Annotated in this window: 16 protein-coding genes and 2 pseudogenes; 15 read left to right on the top strand and 3 right to left on the bottom strand. The window is 72.3% G+C overall.

What is annotated here, in order from left to right; all coding sequences use genetic code 11:
• Nucleotides 1–234: 234 nt before the first annotated feature.
• The 3 genes and pseudogenes from ACFXHB_RS41280 (at nt 235) to ACFXHB_RS41290 (ending at nt 2,967) form a co-directional block, all read left to right on the top strand.
• Nucleotides 235–1,732 (top strand): annotated as a pseudogene (locus tag ACFXHB_RS41280) (NF041680 family putative transposase).
• Nucleotides 1,733–1,783: 51 nt separating this feature from the next.
• Nucleotides 1,784–2,371 (top strand): SMI1/KNR4 family protein, encoded by a 588-nt coding sequence (locus ACFXHB_RS41285; RefSeq protein ID WP_380581752.1) that lies wholly within the window; start codon nt 1,784–1,786, stop codon nt 2,369–2,371.
• An 80-nt stretch (nt 2,372–2,451) separates the two neighbouring features.
• A complete protein-coding gene (locus tag ACFXHB_RS41290; protein ID WP_380581754.1) occupies nt 2,452–2,967 on the top strand; it encodes a hypothetical protein in 516 nt (171 codons plus the stop codon).
• Here the strand turns inward: ACFXHB_RS41290 and ACFXHB_RS41295 are convergent.
• Entirely contained in the window at nt 2,934–4,139 is a 1,206-nt protein-coding gene (locus tag ACFXHB_RS41295; RefSeq protein WP_380581756.1) for an IS110 family transposase, read from the bottom strand. The genes ACFXHB_RS41290 and ACFXHB_RS41295 overlap by 34 nt on opposite strands.
• A gap of 431 nt (nt 4,140–4,570) precedes the next feature.
• Here ACFXHB_RS41295 and ACFXHB_RS41300 point away from each other — a divergent pair, with 431 nt between their 5' ends.
• Entirely contained in the window at nt 4,571–5,017 is a 447-nt protein-coding gene (locus ACFXHB_RS41300; protein WP_380581758.1) for a hypothetical protein, read from the top strand.
• A 311-nt stretch (nt 5,018–5,328) separates the two neighbouring features.
• On the opposite strand, the gene ACFXHB_RS41305 is transcribed toward ACFXHB_RS41300, so the two are convergent.
• Complete coding sequence (locus tag ACFXHB_RS41305) at nt 5,329–5,559, bottom strand: DUF397 domain-containing protein (RefSeq protein ID WP_380581760.1); 231 nt, start codon at nt 5,557–5,559, stop codon at nt 5,329–5,331.
• Nucleotides 5,556–6,440: a helix-turn-helix transcriptional regulator gene (locus ACFXHB_RS41310; protein ID WP_380581763.1), complete on the bottom strand. Its 885-nt coding sequence runs from the start codon at nt 6,438–6,440 to the stop codon at nt 5,556–5,558. The genes ACFXHB_RS41305 and ACFXHB_RS41310 overlap by 4 nt, the downstream gene beginning before the upstream one ends.
• A 214-nt stretch (nt 6,441–6,654) precedes the next feature.
• On the opposite strand from ACFXHB_RS41310, the gene ACFXHB_RS41315 reads away from it, so the two are divergent.
• The 11 genes and pseudogenes from ACFXHB_RS41315 to ACFXHB_RS41365 form a co-directional block, all read left to right on the top strand.
• Entirely contained in the window at nt 6,655–7,128 is a 474-nt protein-coding gene (locus tag ACFXHB_RS41315) for an ATP-binding protein (RefSeq protein WP_380581765.1), read from the top strand.
• Between the two features lie 265 nt (nt 7,129–7,393).
• Nucleotides 7,394–7,828, top strand: a complete 435-nt coding sequence (locus tag ACFXHB_RS41320; RefSeq protein WP_380581767.1) for an NUDIX domain-containing protein — start codon at nt 7,394–7,396, stop codon at nt 7,826–7,828.
• A 31-nt stretch (nt 7,829–7,859) separates the two neighbouring features.
• Nucleotides 7,860–9,773, top strand: coding sequence for a radical SAM protein (locus tag ACFXHB_RS41325; protein WP_380581769.1), 1,914 nt, complete (start codon nt 7,860–7,862; stop codon nt 9,771–9,773).
• Nucleotides 9,755–10,369, top strand: a complete 615-nt coding sequence (locus ACFXHB_RS41330; protein WP_380581771.1) for a hypothetical protein — start codon at nt 9,755–9,757, stop codon at nt 10,367–10,369. The genes ACFXHB_RS41325 and ACFXHB_RS41330 overlap by 19 nt, the downstream gene beginning before the upstream one ends.
• Nucleotides 10,366–11,109, top strand: coding sequence for a hypothetical protein (locus ACFXHB_RS41335; RefSeq protein WP_380581773.1), 744 nt, complete (start codon nt 10,366–10,368; stop codon nt 11,107–11,109). The genes ACFXHB_RS41330 and ACFXHB_RS41335 overlap by 4 nt, the downstream gene beginning before the upstream one ends.
• A 4-nt stretch (nt 11,110–11,113) precedes the next feature.
• On the top strand, nt 11,114–11,800 hold the full coding sequence (locus tag ACFXHB_RS41340; protein ID WP_380581775.1) for a dTMP kinase: 687 nt from the start codon (nt 11,114–11,116) through the stop codon (nt 11,798–11,800).
• Nucleotides 11,760–12,617: a protein kinase gene (locus ACFXHB_RS41345; RefSeq protein WP_380581777.1), complete on the top strand. Its 858-nt coding sequence runs from the start codon at nt 11,760–11,762 to the stop codon at nt 12,615–12,617. Before ACFXHB_RS41340 ends, ACFXHB_RS41345 begins: the two co-directional genes overlap by 41 nt.
• 91 nt (nt 12,618–12,708) lie before the next feature.
• Nucleotides 12,709–12,840 carry a hypothetical protein gene (locus ACFXHB_RS41350; protein WP_380581779.1) on the top strand — a complete coding sequence of 44 codons (132 nt, stop codon included), beginning with the start codon at nt 12,709–12,711 and terminating at the stop codon, nt 12,838–12,840.
• 100 nt (nt 12,841–12,940) lie between these two features.
• The gene (locus ACFXHB_RS41355) at nt 12,941–13,855 is read left to right on the top strand and encodes an aKG-HExxH-type peptide beta-hydroxylase (RefSeq protein ID WP_380581781.1); all 915 of its coding nucleotides are present in this window, start codon (nt 12,941–12,943) and stop codon (nt 13,853–13,855) included.
• A complete protein-coding gene (locus ACFXHB_RS41360; RefSeq protein ID WP_380581783.1) occupies nt 13,852–15,141 on the top strand; it encodes a serine hydrolase domain-containing protein in 1,290 nt (429 codons plus the stop codon). The genes ACFXHB_RS41355 and ACFXHB_RS41360 overlap by 4 nt, the downstream gene beginning before the upstream one ends.
• Before the next feature lie 543 nt (nt 15,142–15,684).
• Nucleotides 15,685–15,845: pseudogene (locus ACFXHB_RS41365) on the top strand (STAS domain-containing protein); the annotation flags it as partial.

Genomic DNA, 15,845 nt, shown 5'->3' on the forward strand with positions numbered 1-15,845 from the left:
TCGAGGACCTGGGCCGGGCTGGACGGCGCCTGCGGGGGCGGTGATCGGTCGGGTGAACCCGGTGTTCTTCAAGATCCCCGACAGCATCAGGTACTCAACTTGACGTTTAACGTCGGGCTTCGAACAAGCGAGGCTGGTGGTCACTCGTTCGGGTGTTGCCGGGACGGCGGTGCGGCCTTCGCGTGATCCTGAACTCGACCAAGAGGTACAGGACTTGATGTGAAGGCCGCAGTGATGAGTGTGGTGCAGCAAGGTGTTCGGGGTGAGCCGTTCGCGGAACTGTCACGCTTCCGGGGGGTCTTCTACGACTGCCTGACCGGGCGACGCGACGCGCTGTTCGAGCTGACCGACGCGGTGCTGTGCAGCGACGGGCCGGTCAGGACGTTGGTGGACCTGGCGCTGGCGCCCGAGCACCGGCGCGGGCACGGAGCCCTGTACGGTGCGCTGAACCGGGGCCGGGTGGACGTCGAACGGCTGCGGTCGGTGCTGGCCGGCCTGCCGTTGCCTCGGGCCGCCGACGGCCGCCTGGTGCTCGCGGTGGACGTCTCGCCGTGGCTGCGGCCGGACGCGGAGACCTGCCCGGACCGCTCGTTCTGCCACACCTTCGGCCGTGGCGACGCCAAGCACCAGATGATCCCGGGCTGGCCGTACTCGTTCGTGGTCGCGCTGGAGACCGGGCGGACGTCGTGGACGGCGGTGCTGGACGCGGTGAGGCTGGAGCCCGGCGCGGACGTCGCGGCCGTCACCGCCGCCCAACTCCGCGACGTGGTGGTCCGGTTGATCGGAGCGGGGCAGTGGACGGCCGGCGATCCGGAGGTGCTGGTGGTGATGGACGCCGGCTACGACGCCCCGCGCATCGCGCACCTGCTCGGCGACCTGCCGGTGCAGGTCCTCGGCCGGCTCCGCTCGGACCGGGTGATGCGCCGCCCGGCGCCCAGCCGCGCGGAGTTCGCACCGCGAACCCGGCCGGTGGCCGGCCGCCCAAGCACGGCGGCGAGTTCGTCTTCGGCGACCCCGCCACATGGGGCGAGGAGCAGGCGGTCACCACCACCACGACCCACCGTTACGGCACCGCCGTCGCCCGGGCCTGGGACCGGCTGCACCCGAGGCTGACCCGCCGGGCGGCCTGGCTGGAGCACGACGGTGAACTGCCGCTCCTCGAAGGTACGGTGATCCGGCTATCGGTCGAGAAGCTGCCCAGCGGCAGGGTGAACCGGCCGGTCTGGCTCTGGTGGTCGCGCACCGGCGCCACCGAGGCCGACGTCGACCGCTGCTGGCAGTCGTTCCTCCGCCGCTTCGACCTGGAGCACACCTTCCGCCTGCTCAAGCAGACCCTCGGATGGACCCGGCCCCGCCTGCGAGACTCCGAGGCGGCCGATCGCTGGACGCGGCTGGTCATCGCCGCGCACACCCAGCTCCGTCTCGCCCGCCCGCTCGTCGCCGACCTCCGCCACCCCTGGGAGAAGCCGGCGGAACCGAACAAGCTCACCCCCGCCCGTGTCCGGCGCGGGTTCCGGAACCTGCACACGAAGGCCCCCTCGCCAGCGCGTGCGCCAAAACCCAGCCGCCCCGGACCGGGCCGGCCGCCCGGTCTCAAGAACCAGCGGCCCGCCGCCCGCTACGAGGTGGGCAGAGTCCTGGCCACCGGCGAGGCGTACGCCCGACCCGCCCACCACCAAAGGGCACCAAACCCCGACGAACCACGCAGGCCGCGGCGAGACAACTCGACTGAGTCTGGGGCCGCTTCTTTCGGTGTCACAGCGATCGGGCAAGCTACGGGTCCATGATCGAGCCCCCACGCATCGGTGTCCGTCCGGTGATCGCGCCCGTGGCCGAGTCCTGGCACCTCATCGACGGTTGGCTGGCGAAGCACGCACCGGCCAGCCAGGCCTCGCTCCGCCCGCCAGCATCGCCCGAGGCGATCGACCGGACCGAGGAGCAGCTCGGCTTCACACTCCCCGCTGATTTGCGCGAGTCGCTGCAATGCCACGACGGGGACAGCTCCTACCTGGGTGTTCTTCCCTGCGGCCCTCTGTACTCCACCGAGAGGATCGTGGAGATCCGCGACATGCGGATGAGCATCTGGGATGCCGATGACCCGGACCAGCACGACGAACCGTGGTGGGGGACTCTGTGGGTGCCGTTTGCAGGAAGCGATGGAGATGAGCACTTCATCGACGCGGGACCCGGTCTGTGGCACGACCACCTTGGGCGCGCCGCCCACGACGACTCCGCTTGCTTCGTCGGCTGGCCGAGCCTGGCAGCCTGGCTCCACTGCGTCGCGCAGGCGATGCTGCACCACGACAACCGCAGCCGTCTGGAGCCGGTCCACCAGCCGATGCTGCCCGGCGACGGAACAGTCAGCTGGTAGATCGGCATGCAAGCTGGTTAAACGTCAAGCTCAAGGAAATCGGGCTGCGTGTGGGCGGCAGCGGCGGGCAGCATGGCGGCATGCCGGATCTGCTGTGGGACAACGTCAAGGACTTCTTCGACCCTGACCTGATGGGCGCTCTGCCGGATGTCTGTGTGGAAGGCGCTTCGGTCGAGGACTGGCAGGCGGTGTTTGACCTGGTCCGGTCGTGCGGCTGGGGATGGGAGTACTGGGAAGGCGACGTCCTGGTGCCGTTGCCCTCTGCGGAAGCGGTGCTGTCGCGTCCCGCCGAAGCGGACACGGCCATGCTGCGGGTGTGGCCTGCTGAGGACGTGCTGGTGAACTTCTGGCCGATGTCGTCGGGCGAGATCGATTTCGACGTCGACCTTCGCGAGCTTCAGGGCCAGGAGGGGGTGGACATCCTGTGCGGCTTCATGGGCTCGATCGGGCGCCGGCTGGGCAAGCCCGTGCGGATGACTACGGGAGGCGACTGGGGAAACCCGGTGCTCGGGTTCGAACCAGCCGCCGACCGTGTGGTGCTGCTGGCAGATCCCCGTGGAGTTCAACTGTCGGTTGCTGCGGGCCGGGACTCGTAGAGGGTGCCGTCGCGGAGCATGGCGAACAGGACGTCGGTCCGGCGTCTGGCCAGGCAGAGGAGTGCCTGGGTGTGCCGTTTGCCCTGGCCGATCTTCTTGTCGTAGTAGGCGCGGGAGGCCGGGTCGCTGAGTGAGGCGAATGCGGCCAGGAAGAACGCCCGTTTCAGCTGCTTGTTGCCGCGGCGGGACGGTTGTTCGCCGCGTATGGAGGAGCCGGAACTGCGGGTTGCGGGGGCGAGGCCGGCGTAGGAGGCGAGGTGGGCGGCGGTCGGGAACGCGCTGGCGTCGCCGACGTCGATCAGGACCCGGGCGCCGGTCCTGGTGCCGATGCCGGGCATCGAGGTCAGGATCTTGGACAGCGGATGGTCGTCCAGCAGTTCCTGGATCCTCTTCTCCAGGACTTTGCGCTGGTCCAGGACGGCCCGCAGGAAGCCGGCCAGGCTCGGCACGATCAGCGCGGCCGCCTCGGTGCCCGGGACGATCACGGTCTGCTCGTTGAGCGCGGTGAGGAGGTCCTCGACGAGACGCTCGAACATGCGCGGGGCCAACGGCCGGGCGACGCTCTGCAGGCGGCGGCGTCCGGCCTTGCGCAGGGCGGCCGGCGAGCCGAACCTCTCCAGCAGTGCCAGCACCGCCGGGTGGTCGATCCGCGGCCCCAGAACGCGCTCCAGGTGCGGGTGGATCTGGGTGAGCAGGCCGCGCAGGCGGTTGGCGACGCGGGTGGCCTCACCGGCGAGGTCGTCGTCGAAGCCGACGATCATCTCCAGCTCGGCGACGGTCTCGTCGGTGAGCTCGATGCCGCGCAGGGTGTGCGGCATGGTGCGGGCGGCATCCGCGATGACCGCGGCGTCGCGGGCGTCGGTCTTGGCCTCGCCAGGGTAGAGGTCGGCGATGCGGCGCATCGTCAGGCCGGGCAGGTAGGCGACACGGCAGCCGGCGTCCCGCGCGACCGCCAGCGGTAGGGCGCCGATGGAGGCGGGCTGGTCCACCACGACCAGGACGGTTCCGTGCTTGGCGGTGAGCTTGTCGAGGACGGCCCGCAGCTTGGGCTCGCTGTTCGGCAGCCGCTTGTCGAAGACCCGCTTGCCGGCCCGGGTCACGGCGGTTCCGTGGTGCTCGCCCTTGCCGACGTCCAAGCCCAGGAAGACGTCCACATCGCCGGTGTCGATCACGCTGGTCCCTTACGAGGTCGTGCTGTCCCGGCCTCGTTGGCGTGGCACCAGTCGCCGGCATCCACGTTACGAAGAGCCTCCCAGCACGCTGGTGGTCCTGCCTCTATCAGCGGTCTACCGATGCCTCCGGCGCGGTGACACCACCCCCCGGATCATGCGAACTACAGGGGGGACAGTCATGCCGGACCGGAGGCCGGGAGCCCCGTTGCGGGGCCACGAAGAAGGTAACGGGGGGCGGTGCTCCTCCTGCGGGGACGGACGCCACCTTGGCCAGGCCAGCGCGCTCGACGGACCTGCGCACGGATGCCCTGCACGATCGCGTCCGCGCACCGCTCCAGGCCGCGCCCCGGGTGGCCGCCGGTGACCCGGTGCGCCCAGGTGCTGATCGGCGGGGCCGGGGCGGTTCGGTGGACGAGGAGCGCGGGTCAGGTGTGCCGGACGTCGCGGGCCGTCCCGCCGTGGGCACTCAGCAGGTCCGCGTGCCGGGGCCGGCACCGCCGTCCCGGCGCGGCGGCGTGCGTGGTGGCGCCGGCGCGTGGACGGGGTCCGGCTTGATCGGCCGCCACCGCGCGGGTCCCGACAGCTGGGCCCTCGGGGACTGGGCGGCGCAGGTGGCCGGTGTGACATGGCGAGGTCACCCGTTGGCGCGGCGCCTCGGGGTGTGGCGCCAGGCAAACCCGCTCGGGGACGACGCGCGGGCCCTGATCGATCAGATCATTCGGAAGGGGCGCAAGACCTCCAGCCCGCGGGACTGGGCGTTGCTGTTCGGCCCCGACTACCTGCCGGGCCGTCAGGGGCAGTACGCCACGGTTGAGGAGCTCGACGCGGCGGCCGGGGCCGACCCCGGCCCGGGTCACGAGGCGCCCGATACGAAGTGACCACACAGAAGCGCCCTGCCGGATTCTGAACTCCATCGCATCCCCTGAGCTGGGTGTTGCGACGATCACTAGAACAGAGGCCCGGAGCCGGGCGCTTCCGCGTCACGGACCCCGACCAGAAGGACGCCGCCTGACGTCCACCGGGATGGACGACACCTGGGCGTCGCCGTTGTGGGTTCTCGCCCGGTCGGCCCACCTTCGTACGGTCCCGCGGGTTTGCTCCGCGCCAGGTGATGGGGATGCAACGCCAGTACGGCGAAGGGCCGGCTCCCCCTGCTTCGGACGGGGGGAGCCGGCCCTTCGTGGAGCTGTCAGAGCAGGCCCCGGCGCAGGCCCTCCGTGAAGGCGAGCCACTCGGCCGCGGTGAATCGCAGTTCGGGCCGGTCGGGGCGCTTGGAGTCGAAGACGGCGACGCCGCCGCCCTCAAGGTCCTCGATCTCCACGCACGCGTTGTTGTCGGTGCTGAGCGGCGACTTGCGCCGGGTGACGCCGGTCAAGGGAAGCTCGTACAGCTCTGCCTTGGGGTCGGGGGTGGTGCTCACCGGGTCATTCCTTCCATGTGGGTTCGGATGGTGTCTCGGGACCGGTCGGCGGGGAGCGCCGAGGCTACGATGCGGTCGAAGTCCGTTTGGAACCGCTCCGCGGTCTCCTGGCCCTCGGTGTAGTGGCTCACTCCCGCGCTCTCGGCGGAGACGAGGGAGGGCCAGGGCTTGGGGAAGTGGAAGATGGAGAAGTTGCCCCGGGCGCCGGGGTGTGGTCCCGAGTCCAGCGGCATCACCTGGAGGTTCACGTTCGCGAGGTCGCTCACGTCCAGCAGCCGGAGCAGCTGCTCGCGCATCAGCGAGGGGTGCGGGGTGAACTGCTGGAGCAGCAGCGCCTCATGGATGACGAACCAGTACTGGGCCGCCCCGGGCCGGGTCAGGGCGGCCTGTCGGCCCATCCTGACGTCCACGATCGCCGGGTGTTCCTCCTTCGGGATGTGGAAGGAGGTGGCGGCGGTGATCTCCCGCGCGTACGCCCCGCTCTGGAGCAGCCCGGGGAGCACCGTCGCGTAGTACGAGCGGACGACCCGTGCCTCTTCCTCCGCGTCGATGAGATCTTCGAGGTTGGACGGGACGACCCCGCCGTAGGAGTTCCACCATCCGGCCTTGCCGGCGGTGCGGGCCAGCTCCTCCAGCGCCGTGACGGTCTCCGGATCGGTGACGCCGTAGTGGCCGAGCAGGGTGACGACCTCCGGGGCGCTGATCTTCCCGTTGGCGTTCTCGATGCGCGAGGTCTTCGGGCCGTCCCACTTCGCGCCCGGCTTCAGGTTCATCAGCTCGGCGACCTGGTCGAGGCTCAGCCCCGCCTCAGTGCGGAACTTGCGCAGCGCTCGGCCGAGGCGCCGGCGTCGGACGGTCGGGATGGCGCGCACGTTGGGCATCGCTGGGTGCACTCCTTACAAGGTTGGGTGCGGTACGTGCGATCTCGGGTGCAGTTTGGCAGCCCGTGGGTGCACGACGCGATAGAACACCTGTTTTTCACCGTGTCAGTTCGGGTCGCAAGGTTGTCAGATGGAGATCCAAGGAGCACTCTGAGTTTTGAGCCGGTGACGTCTTGTCATCTCCCGGCGATCGCTGGTGCGTTGGAGTATCCCCATGCCCGAAAGAGCTTTCGACCGCGACCAGGTCGCGCACTTCACGCCGGAGTACCACCCGAGGACGCCCGGCGACATACGACGCCGGACCATCGCCGTCCTGGGTGAACGCGGCGTCGAGCTCGACGTCGGCGCCGAGCTCGCGATCGAGCTCACCGTCACCGAGCTCGTCACGAACGCGATGCTGTACGGCGGGATCGCCGGCCGGCTCGATGTCTTCCTGTACCTGGAGCCCGGCGACTTCCTCACGGTCGAGGTGTGGGACGGCGCGGGGACCGTCGTGCCCGTCGTCACGCAGGCCGCGGACGACGACGACGGCGGGCGCGGCCTGGCGCTGGTCGCCGGGCTCGTCGAACGCCTCTGGTGGGAGCCCGTCGGCGGCTTCGCCAAGAGGGTCTGTGCCCGGATTGCGCTGCGCACCCCGGCCGAGCCCATGCCCGACCCCAGCCGCGGCCGGCAGCCGGCCGCCGCGTAGCGGCCCCTGAGACCGCGCCCGACGCCAGGTCGAGGCAGACCGGCCGGGCGCACCGGCGCCGGCCGTCCACGTCCCCCGCGGGACGGCCGGCGCCACCTCGAAGCCCGGGCGCACGCCGTCCGGACCATGATCCACGGCGTACGCCAGCACGCCCCAGCACACGGCCGAACGCGTCCCCAGGGCGCGGGTAGCCTGTCCCACCGCGCTGACCGGGCGTCAGGTTCCGGTCGGCGAAGACACCCCAGAGAGCGAAGGAGCGCCCCCAATGTCGGAGAAGGTCACCCGGGAGAAGGTTCTCGCCTACGTCGTGCGAGACGGAGAGCTGTTGGTGTTCAGGCACGCCGACAACACCTATGAGGAGGTGGGGATTCAGGTCCCCGCCGGCAGCGTGCGCCCCGGGGAGAAGCCCGAGGACGCGGTCCTGCGGGAGGCCCAGGAGGAGACCGGCCTCACCGGCTTCACGATCGTGTCCAAGCTCGGCGTGACCGAGTACGACATGACCCCCTACCGCCGCGAGCTCCAGCGGCGGCACGTCTTCCACCTCGAACTCGCCGCGGACACCCCGCAGCGGTGGATGAGCCAGGAGGACCACGACGGCGAGCAGGAGCCGACCCGCTTCGAATGCTTCTGGGTGCCGCTGCAAGCCGCGCACATCCTCCAGTCCGGTCAGGGCGCGCTGCTGGGGCAGCTGCCCGAGTAGCCGGCCCGGATCGACAGCAGGGAGGCACGCGATGGACGGCACCACCAGCCCGCAGGTCGAGATCCATGAGCTCTACCGCAGCCTGGACACCGAGGACCGCACCGAAGCGGTGTCCGTGATCCTGAAGCTGCGCGGTGAAACGTGTGACGTCGATTGCCTGTACTGCTTCGAGAAGCGCAAGGAGGCCCCCGGAGGAGCCACGGTCACCGCCGACCAGGTCCGGGACCTGGGCAGGCTCTTCCGGGGGCGTCCCGTGGCGATCGAGCTGCACGGCGGCGAGCCGTTGACGGTCGGCCGCGAGCGCATGGCGGCCGTGCTGCGCGAGCTCGCCGCACAGCCGAACGTGGTCCGCGTCTCGCTCCAGACGAACGGCGTGCTGCTCGACGCCGAGTGGCTCGACCTGTTCGACGAGCTGTGCCCCGGTCTTCGGATCGGGATCTCGCTGGACGGCGACGCGAAGGGCAACGCCTGGCGCGTCGGCTACGACGGGCGCCCGATCTATCCGCGCGTCGCCGCGGCCCTTGAGCTGCTGGCCGCCCGCGGCAAGGCGGCCGGGGTGGTCTGCGCGGTGACGCCGGCGGTGCTGGGGCGCGCGGGCGCGGTGCTCGACCACCTCGCCGGCTTCGGGTCGGTGAAGGCGGTGAACTTCGTTCCGTGCTTCGACGCCACCGTTCGCCGGCCCACCGCGAGTACCGGCCGGCGCCCCCGCGTCCCGAGGAGCCGCGAGCTACAGGCGACGGCCGTCAGCGGCGACGCCGCCCCGGCGTGGGCGGTCCACCCGGACGAGTACGCCGCGTTCGTCCTCGCCGCAACGATCCGCTGGATCGAGGCCGGGTACTTCCGGCGGATGAAGATGGACCCGGCGGTGGCCACCATCCGCGCCCTGCGCGGCCTGGACACCGGGCACTGCCACTTCTCGAACCTCAAGTGCGACCACGTGTTCACGCTGTACCCGGACGGGCGGCTCGGGAGCTGCGACGAGCTCCCGTGGCCGCAGGCTCGGCTGACGCATCTGCGGGACACCGCCGACCAGCGACAGCTCATCGCCCGACAGCGGAGCTCGATCCTGCTCGGCCAGGGCAAGGCGCTGATGGGCAAGTGCGGGACGTGCGACTACGCCGGCCCGTGCGGCGGCGGCTGCGTGGCGAGCAGGTGGCGGATGAACCTCGCCGGCAACGGCGGCGGTGACGACGCGTACTGCGACTACCGGATGCGCATGATCGACGGCGTCGCCGCGCTGCTCGCCGACCCTGGGCACAGCGCCGGAGCCTGGTGTCGCACCCTGCGGTGGCGCCCGCGGGCGACGAACTCCATGGGCGACGTGGCCGCGTTCGTCACCCGGTGGGACGACCCCGAAGCGCACCGGCCGGCGGCGCGACTGCTCACCAGCGGGCATGGCAACGTCAACACCGCCGGACTGCCCGGCGTCCACGAGGCCGACGACCTCGACCCGCGGCACCCGCAGTGGCACGAGGGCATCGAGCCCGGGGCATGGCCGCTGGTCGACACGATCACCGGCCGGTGGGGGCTGATCACCTACGACAGCTGCCAGGGCCACCCCTACACGGGGCTGGAGCTCGCACCCCGGCCGCGCCAGGTCGGCGTCCTGGCCCGCGACCGGGACGAGTACGCCCGCGCCGGCGCCGCACTGTGCCGCGCGGTCGCCGCGGCGCTCCCGCACCTGCCCGACCCGGTCACCGTCACCGTCGGGCGCTCCGAACTCACCTGCGAGACCGGCGCCACCACGACAGCCGCCCTCGACCTTGAGCTCGTCCCCGCGCCCGGGCACGACTGGGCCGCCTACTTCGAGCACCTCGACGCCGCGACCGCCGCCGTCGCCCGCGCCCTCGAAGGCGAGCGGCCGACCGGCGCCGACTGCCACTGCCCCATCCCCGAGCCCGCCGCGACCACCGAGGGAGCCGCACCGTGCCCGACCCTGACGTGACTATTCACCAGCTCATCGGCCGCGTCGTCTACTTCCACACCCTCTTCGTCGAGCCCGCCATCGTCCCGGCCGGCGAGCCGATCGACGGTGAACGGTGCTGCGAGCACCTCCCCGAGCACCCCGGGCCGGCGCCGGCCGTCGTCCTGGCGGAAACCGCGTGGACCGCCCTCGACGAGCTGTCCGCCACGCTGCCCGGCCGTGCCCGGCGCTGCCCGCTCAACGACGCTTCGTGCTGCGCGACGTGCCGGGTCGCCGACGCCGGCGCGGCCATCGCCGACGCCTGGTTCGACACCGAACACCGCACCTACCACGGCACTCCGGCCGCAGAAGCGGAACGCCTCGCGTGCCGCAGGGCGTTCAGCGCCCGTCTGGCGCGGGCCTTCGCCGAGCAGCACGCGGCGCCGTGCCCGTCCACCCTGACGGCCGCCGGCGGCCCGCTGCCGAGCGCCGACGACTTCCCGCTGACCGGCGAGCTCCTGGCCGTGTGGGACGACCCGCTGTCCACCACGGGCGCCCCCGTCGTCAGCTGGCTCAACCACTGCGCCGGCCTGGACGACGTGCGTCGCGTCCTCGAAACCCGGAAGGGAACCGCATGATCCACATCGCCGAAACCGTCGGCGTCGGGAGCGTCGAACACTTCCTCGCCCCCGCCGAGCGCACGTTCCTCGCCGACCTCATGGCCGACATCCTCGGCGCCGACGGCGGGGCCCGCTTCGGCGACCAGCGGCGCACCAGCATCCACGAGATCCCCGGCCACACCCACGAGCAGGCCATGGCCGTCTACGAGCCCGCCGGCCGGATCGAGATCGGGACGATCCCCGACGATGCCGAGAAGCTCCTCCAAACCGCGTTCGACCGCGCCCGGCCGGCCCTGTCCCGCGTCATGCCGTCCATCACGACGTGCCGCCCCTGGACGTACGTCGAGTATGGCCCCGGCCAGCACATCACCGCCCATCTCGACGGCATCGCCCCCGACCCGCTCGCCTGGCCGCGCCAGATCGCCGGGATCAGCGTCGTCATCACCGAAGCCGAGGACGGCGGCGCCTTCTACGTCGAGACCGCCGGCAGCGAGCACCTGTGGAACGGCCAGCCGGCCAACCCCGCGGCGCACGGCTACGCGCCCGGGATGTGGCTCGCCCACGACGGCGCCGACAACTCCGCCACCTGGTTCCAGACGATGCCCCGAACCCGGTGGTCCGTCACCCCGGCCCCCGGCACGGCGCTGCTCTACGGCTCGCAGCTCGCGCACGGCACGCTGCCCGTCGTGAGCGGGCGCGTCGCGAAGTTCATCAGCTGGCTGACCGCCGACGCGCCCGCGCCGACCGACGGGCGGTGACCCGGTGCTGCTGGCCCTCGAAGGGGTCGCCGGCGCCGGGAAGAGCACCCTGCGCGACCGGCTCCTCGCGGACGCCGCCGCCGGGAACATCCCGGTCAGCCACGTAGGACAGTTCTCCTGGCTCTGCGCCCCCGCGGCCCGGACCCTGATCGCGCTGCGCGCCGGGCGCCCCGGACCCGGCCCCGACGACGCGGCCGAGGCAGCGTGGCGGGACCTCACCCTCCACGCCCGCTTCGTCATCGAGCCCGCCCGGCGGGCCGGCCCGGTGATCGCGGACCGGCTCAGCCTGTCCACCGCCGTCCTGCTCGCCCTGGTCCACCGCCGGCCCGTCGCCGAGTACGTGCACCGGCTCGCCGAGCGCAGCGGCGCCCGACCCGACCTGACGATCCTTCTCACCACCCCGCCAGAGATCTGCCACGCCCGGATCGGCGCCCGGCCCACCGCGCGCCGCTTCACCGAAGACCCCGCCACCGCCGCGCGGCTCGCCGACCTGTACGACGAAGGCGCCCGCGCGTGGACCGCCGCCACCGCTCTGCCCGTCCTGCGCCACCCCAGCACCACCGAGAGCGACCTCGACGCCCTCGCGACCACCTGCCTCGACCGGCTGCGCGAGCACGCGCCGCCGGCCCCGACCACGGGAGGGCACCACCATGAGGCTTCACCCGCTGCACCCCGCCGCCTGGGTCCTTGACCACGTCCGCGACGCCGGGTTCCACGTGCACGACCTGCTCGCCTTCACCCGCGCGAGCACCCTGATCAAGGCCAGCCGACCCGGACACGATCCCGTCGTCCTCAAGGCCGGATTCGGCAGCAACCACGTCCTCGCCGAGATGGCCGACGACCAGCGGCCGGCCGCGTACGGCTTCTACTGGTACGCGCAGATGACCGCGGCCGAGCGGGCACTGACCCGCGAGGACTTCCGGTACGAGCGGGACACCACCACGCACGCGGCCGGAACCCCGAACGTCGCCGGCCTGATCGACCACGGCGACGGCGACCGCTTCGACTGGTACACGATGCCCCTCGCGGCCGGCGGCAACTTCCGAACCTTCATGACCTCCCCGCAGGGCGCGGACCACGCCCGCGGCCTGACGATCCTCGCCGACGTCGCCACCGGCCTGCACTCCCTGCACCGGCTCGGGATCGTGCACCGCGACGTCTACCAGGAGAACATCCTGATCCACGACGGCGCAGGCATGATCACCGACCTCGGCGCCGCCCGCCGCGGCCTCGCCCCGCGCGGGCCCGCCGGCCGCAGCCCGGAAGTCCACTGGCCCCCCGAGTACGCCACCGCCTACGACAAGGCGACGCCGGCCGCCGACGTGTTCAGCCTCGCCGTCCTGATCCACCGCTACCTGTGCGCCGACATCCCCCGCCTCGCCGCCACGCCCACCGACCTCCCGGCCGGGCTGCGCCCCGCGGTCGTCGCGGCCCTCGCCACCGACCCGGCCGACCGGCCCGGCATGGCCGAACTGCGCGACGCCCTGCGGGTCGCCGCCGCGCAGTAGAAGGGGTGCACGGTGCCGAAGGAGAGATCACCGCCGCCACCGCGGGCACCCGCGAACACCCCCAACCTCAACCAGTGGAAGGCAGAACCCCATGGAGAACGACCGGATCGCGGAGTTCCTGGCCGACGTCGAGGAGCTGCGCGGCGACGACGAGACGGTGCGCACCACCGCCCACACGTCGAGCGTGTCCGCCGAGGGCTGGCCGGCGGCCGAGACCCTCTGACCGACCGATCCGCCCACCGGCGTCGTGAGCGGCGCCGGTGAACGATCCCGGCTCCGGCCCCACACAGGGCCGGAGCCGGCCCACCCCGGAGGAAACAGCCATGACCACGACCGCCGCCGCCCCGTTCGCGTACGCGCCCATCCGCCGCCTGCACGACGACCGAACCCGCCAGATCCTCACCATCACCCACCCCGGCGCCCCGTACCGCACCCACAGCGCAGGTCCGGCGTTCGCCTACGCGGCGGCCCATCACGTCCTCGAAGGCGCCGAAAGCGCCGCCCGCACCCGCGACGCCGCGCGCTTCGGCTGGTACGCGGCCAACCCCGACGCCGGCGCCCGCACCCTCGCGACCCCCACCGCCGCCGGCCCGCGCGTCATCGTCGCCCCCGACCTGACCCGGCTCCCCACCTCGCCCATCTCGGACACCCCGTACTACGTCCTCGGGCCCGACAGCGGCGCCGCGCCGCGCCCACTCCAAGACCTCACCGCCGCCGCGTACTCCACCGCCGACACGGCCGGCTTCGGCGACCTGCTCGCCGCCCACGCCGCCATCGTGTGCCTGCTGCGCACCAAGACCCTCGGCCAGACGCTCGACAGCTGGACCATCACCCGCCTGCCCGGCACGATCTTCACCGACCACACCGGCGACCCGGTCGTGCTCGCCCGCGACCTGATCCACGAGGCCGGCCACAACTGGCTCAACGACGCGCTCACCGCCACCCGCGACAAGATCAGCGACACGGAACGCTTCTTCTCGCCGTGGAAGAACACCGACCGGCCCGCGTTCGGGTTCCTCCACGCCTGCTGGAGCTTCCCCCTCACCATGATCTACACCGCCCGCATCATCGACCAGACCACCGGCGCCCTGCACCAGTTCCTCACCGCCTATCTCGACCAGCAGCGCCCGCTACTCGCCGCCACCGTCCCGGATCACGCCCGCGCGCTCGACCTGGTCACCGACGACGACCTCCGCACCCGGCTGCGCGACGTCCACCAGCAGGCAGCCGACCTGTGACCGGCACCCCCGGCCTCTCCCTTCTCGTCCACCGCCCCGGCGAGAGACCCGTCCACCACTGCACCGGCCTGGCGCACGTCGAGACGGGCACGCCGATCGGCCCCGACACCGCGTTCAACGTCGGCTCCGTCGCCAAGCAGCTCACCGCCCATCTCGCCGTGCTCGCCGACCGCGACGCCCTGCTCGACCTCGCGCGGCCGGCCGCCGACGTGCTGCCACGGCTCAAGGTCCCCGACGTGACGATCACCGACCTGATCACCCACCACGCGGGCATCCGCGACGCCGAATCGCTGCTTTCCCTGGCCGGCTTCCGCGACCTCGACCACTACACCGCCACCGACCTGCTCACCCTCGCCTACCGGCAGGAACAGCGCGCCGTGCCCGCGGGCCGCTTCCTGTACAGCAACACCGGATACCTGCTGCTCGCCCGAATCCTCGAAACCGCCCACGGCACCGACCTGCGAACCCTCGCCGACGACCGGCTCCTCGCCCCGCTCGGCATGACCAGCACCGCCTTCAAGGACGACCCCCGCCGCGTCATCCCCCGCGCGGCCAGCAGCTACCGGCCGGCCGCCGACGGCGCCGGATGGGAGCACACCGAGCAGCCCGTCGCCCTCCCGGGCCCCGGATCGCTCTGGTCCACCACCGGCGACCTCTCCCACTGGCTCGGCCACCTCCACCAGCACTGGCACACCGCCGGCACCGCGCTCCCCGGTACGAACGTCCCGTACCGGGCGAGCGACCACCCGCCAAACGTCTACGGCCCCGGCCTGTACGCCGACCACCACCAGGGCCCCGCCGTCTTCCACTTCGGCCACGAGCAAGGATTCTCCGCCGCGACCTACCTCAACCGGGCCGGTCTACGGGTCGTGGCCCTGTCCAACCACGCCGGCACCGGCGCCGAACACATCGCCGCCGCCGCCGTCGAGCAGCTGCGCCGCGACCCGGCCGTCGATCCCGGCGCCGTCCTCGAACGCGCGGCCACCGCGCCCCGCGCTCCGGCCGAGCTCCCCGACCCCGAGCTGGACAACGGCGGCGCCGAACACGTCATGATCGGCGTGTTCGCCTGCGACCAGGTCCCCGGATCACTGAGCCTGTCCCACAGCAACGGGAGCCTCTACCTCTGGCGCCGCGGCACCCGCGACCGGCTCACCCGCACAGGGCTCACGCTCTACACCACCGACGGCTACGCCCTCACCGTGCCCACATCTGACGGCCCGATCGACCGCTTCGTACTTGACCTCACGAGGGCCCCCGGGCTGATCTACCGCAGGCGCCCGCAGTGAGGAACCGCGCCGCCGGCCGCCAGCCGTGCCCGCGCGGGCCGTGTGATGGTCGGGTTCGGTGTCAGCGGCGGCCGTGTGGTCAGTAGCCGTGGAGAGGAAGCCGGTGCGGCTGCCCCAGATGAACGGGCCCCGCCCGCCCTCCGCCCACCCACCGCTGCGCCCCGGGCGCTTCGGGGCCTGCTGCGGTTCGATACCGAGCCGTGCCAGGCGTTCGCACTGGGCGGGCGGCAAAGCACTTCACACCGCGGGTCGTTGCTGGTGTTCCAGCCACCGGCCGACGTCGTCGCCGTGCGCGCTGACCCCGGCCACCAGGTCCGTCAGGGTCGTGCCGCCGTCCGGGCGGAGAGCGACGCCGGCCCAGTGCCGCTGCCAGTCGACAGCCCACTTCGGGTTCCGGTCCGGGGCGATCTTCGCAAGGGCTTCGGCTCGCCCTGGCTGCCTGGCTGCCCGGCCATCGCGTCGGGGCGCCGGCGGTTCGACAGCCACTGACCCACCGCCCGATCGGGCGCTCCAGCCCCGTGCGGGACCGCGAGGTGCCGCGCTCGGCGTACCCGCGCCGTTCACCCGGCCCCGTCGACGCTCCTGATCGACCCGCACGGTGTGACGTTCATGGACTCCTCGGGCCTCAACGCCCTGCTTCTCGCCCGGGCCGAAGCCGCCCGCGCCGACACCACGGTCCATCTCGCCCGACTCACCCCCTCGGC

Source organism: Kitasatospora sp. NPDC059327 (assembly GCF_042752535.1).
Lineage (GTDB): Bacteria > Actinomycetota > Actinomycetes > Streptomycetales > Streptomycetaceae > Kitasatospora.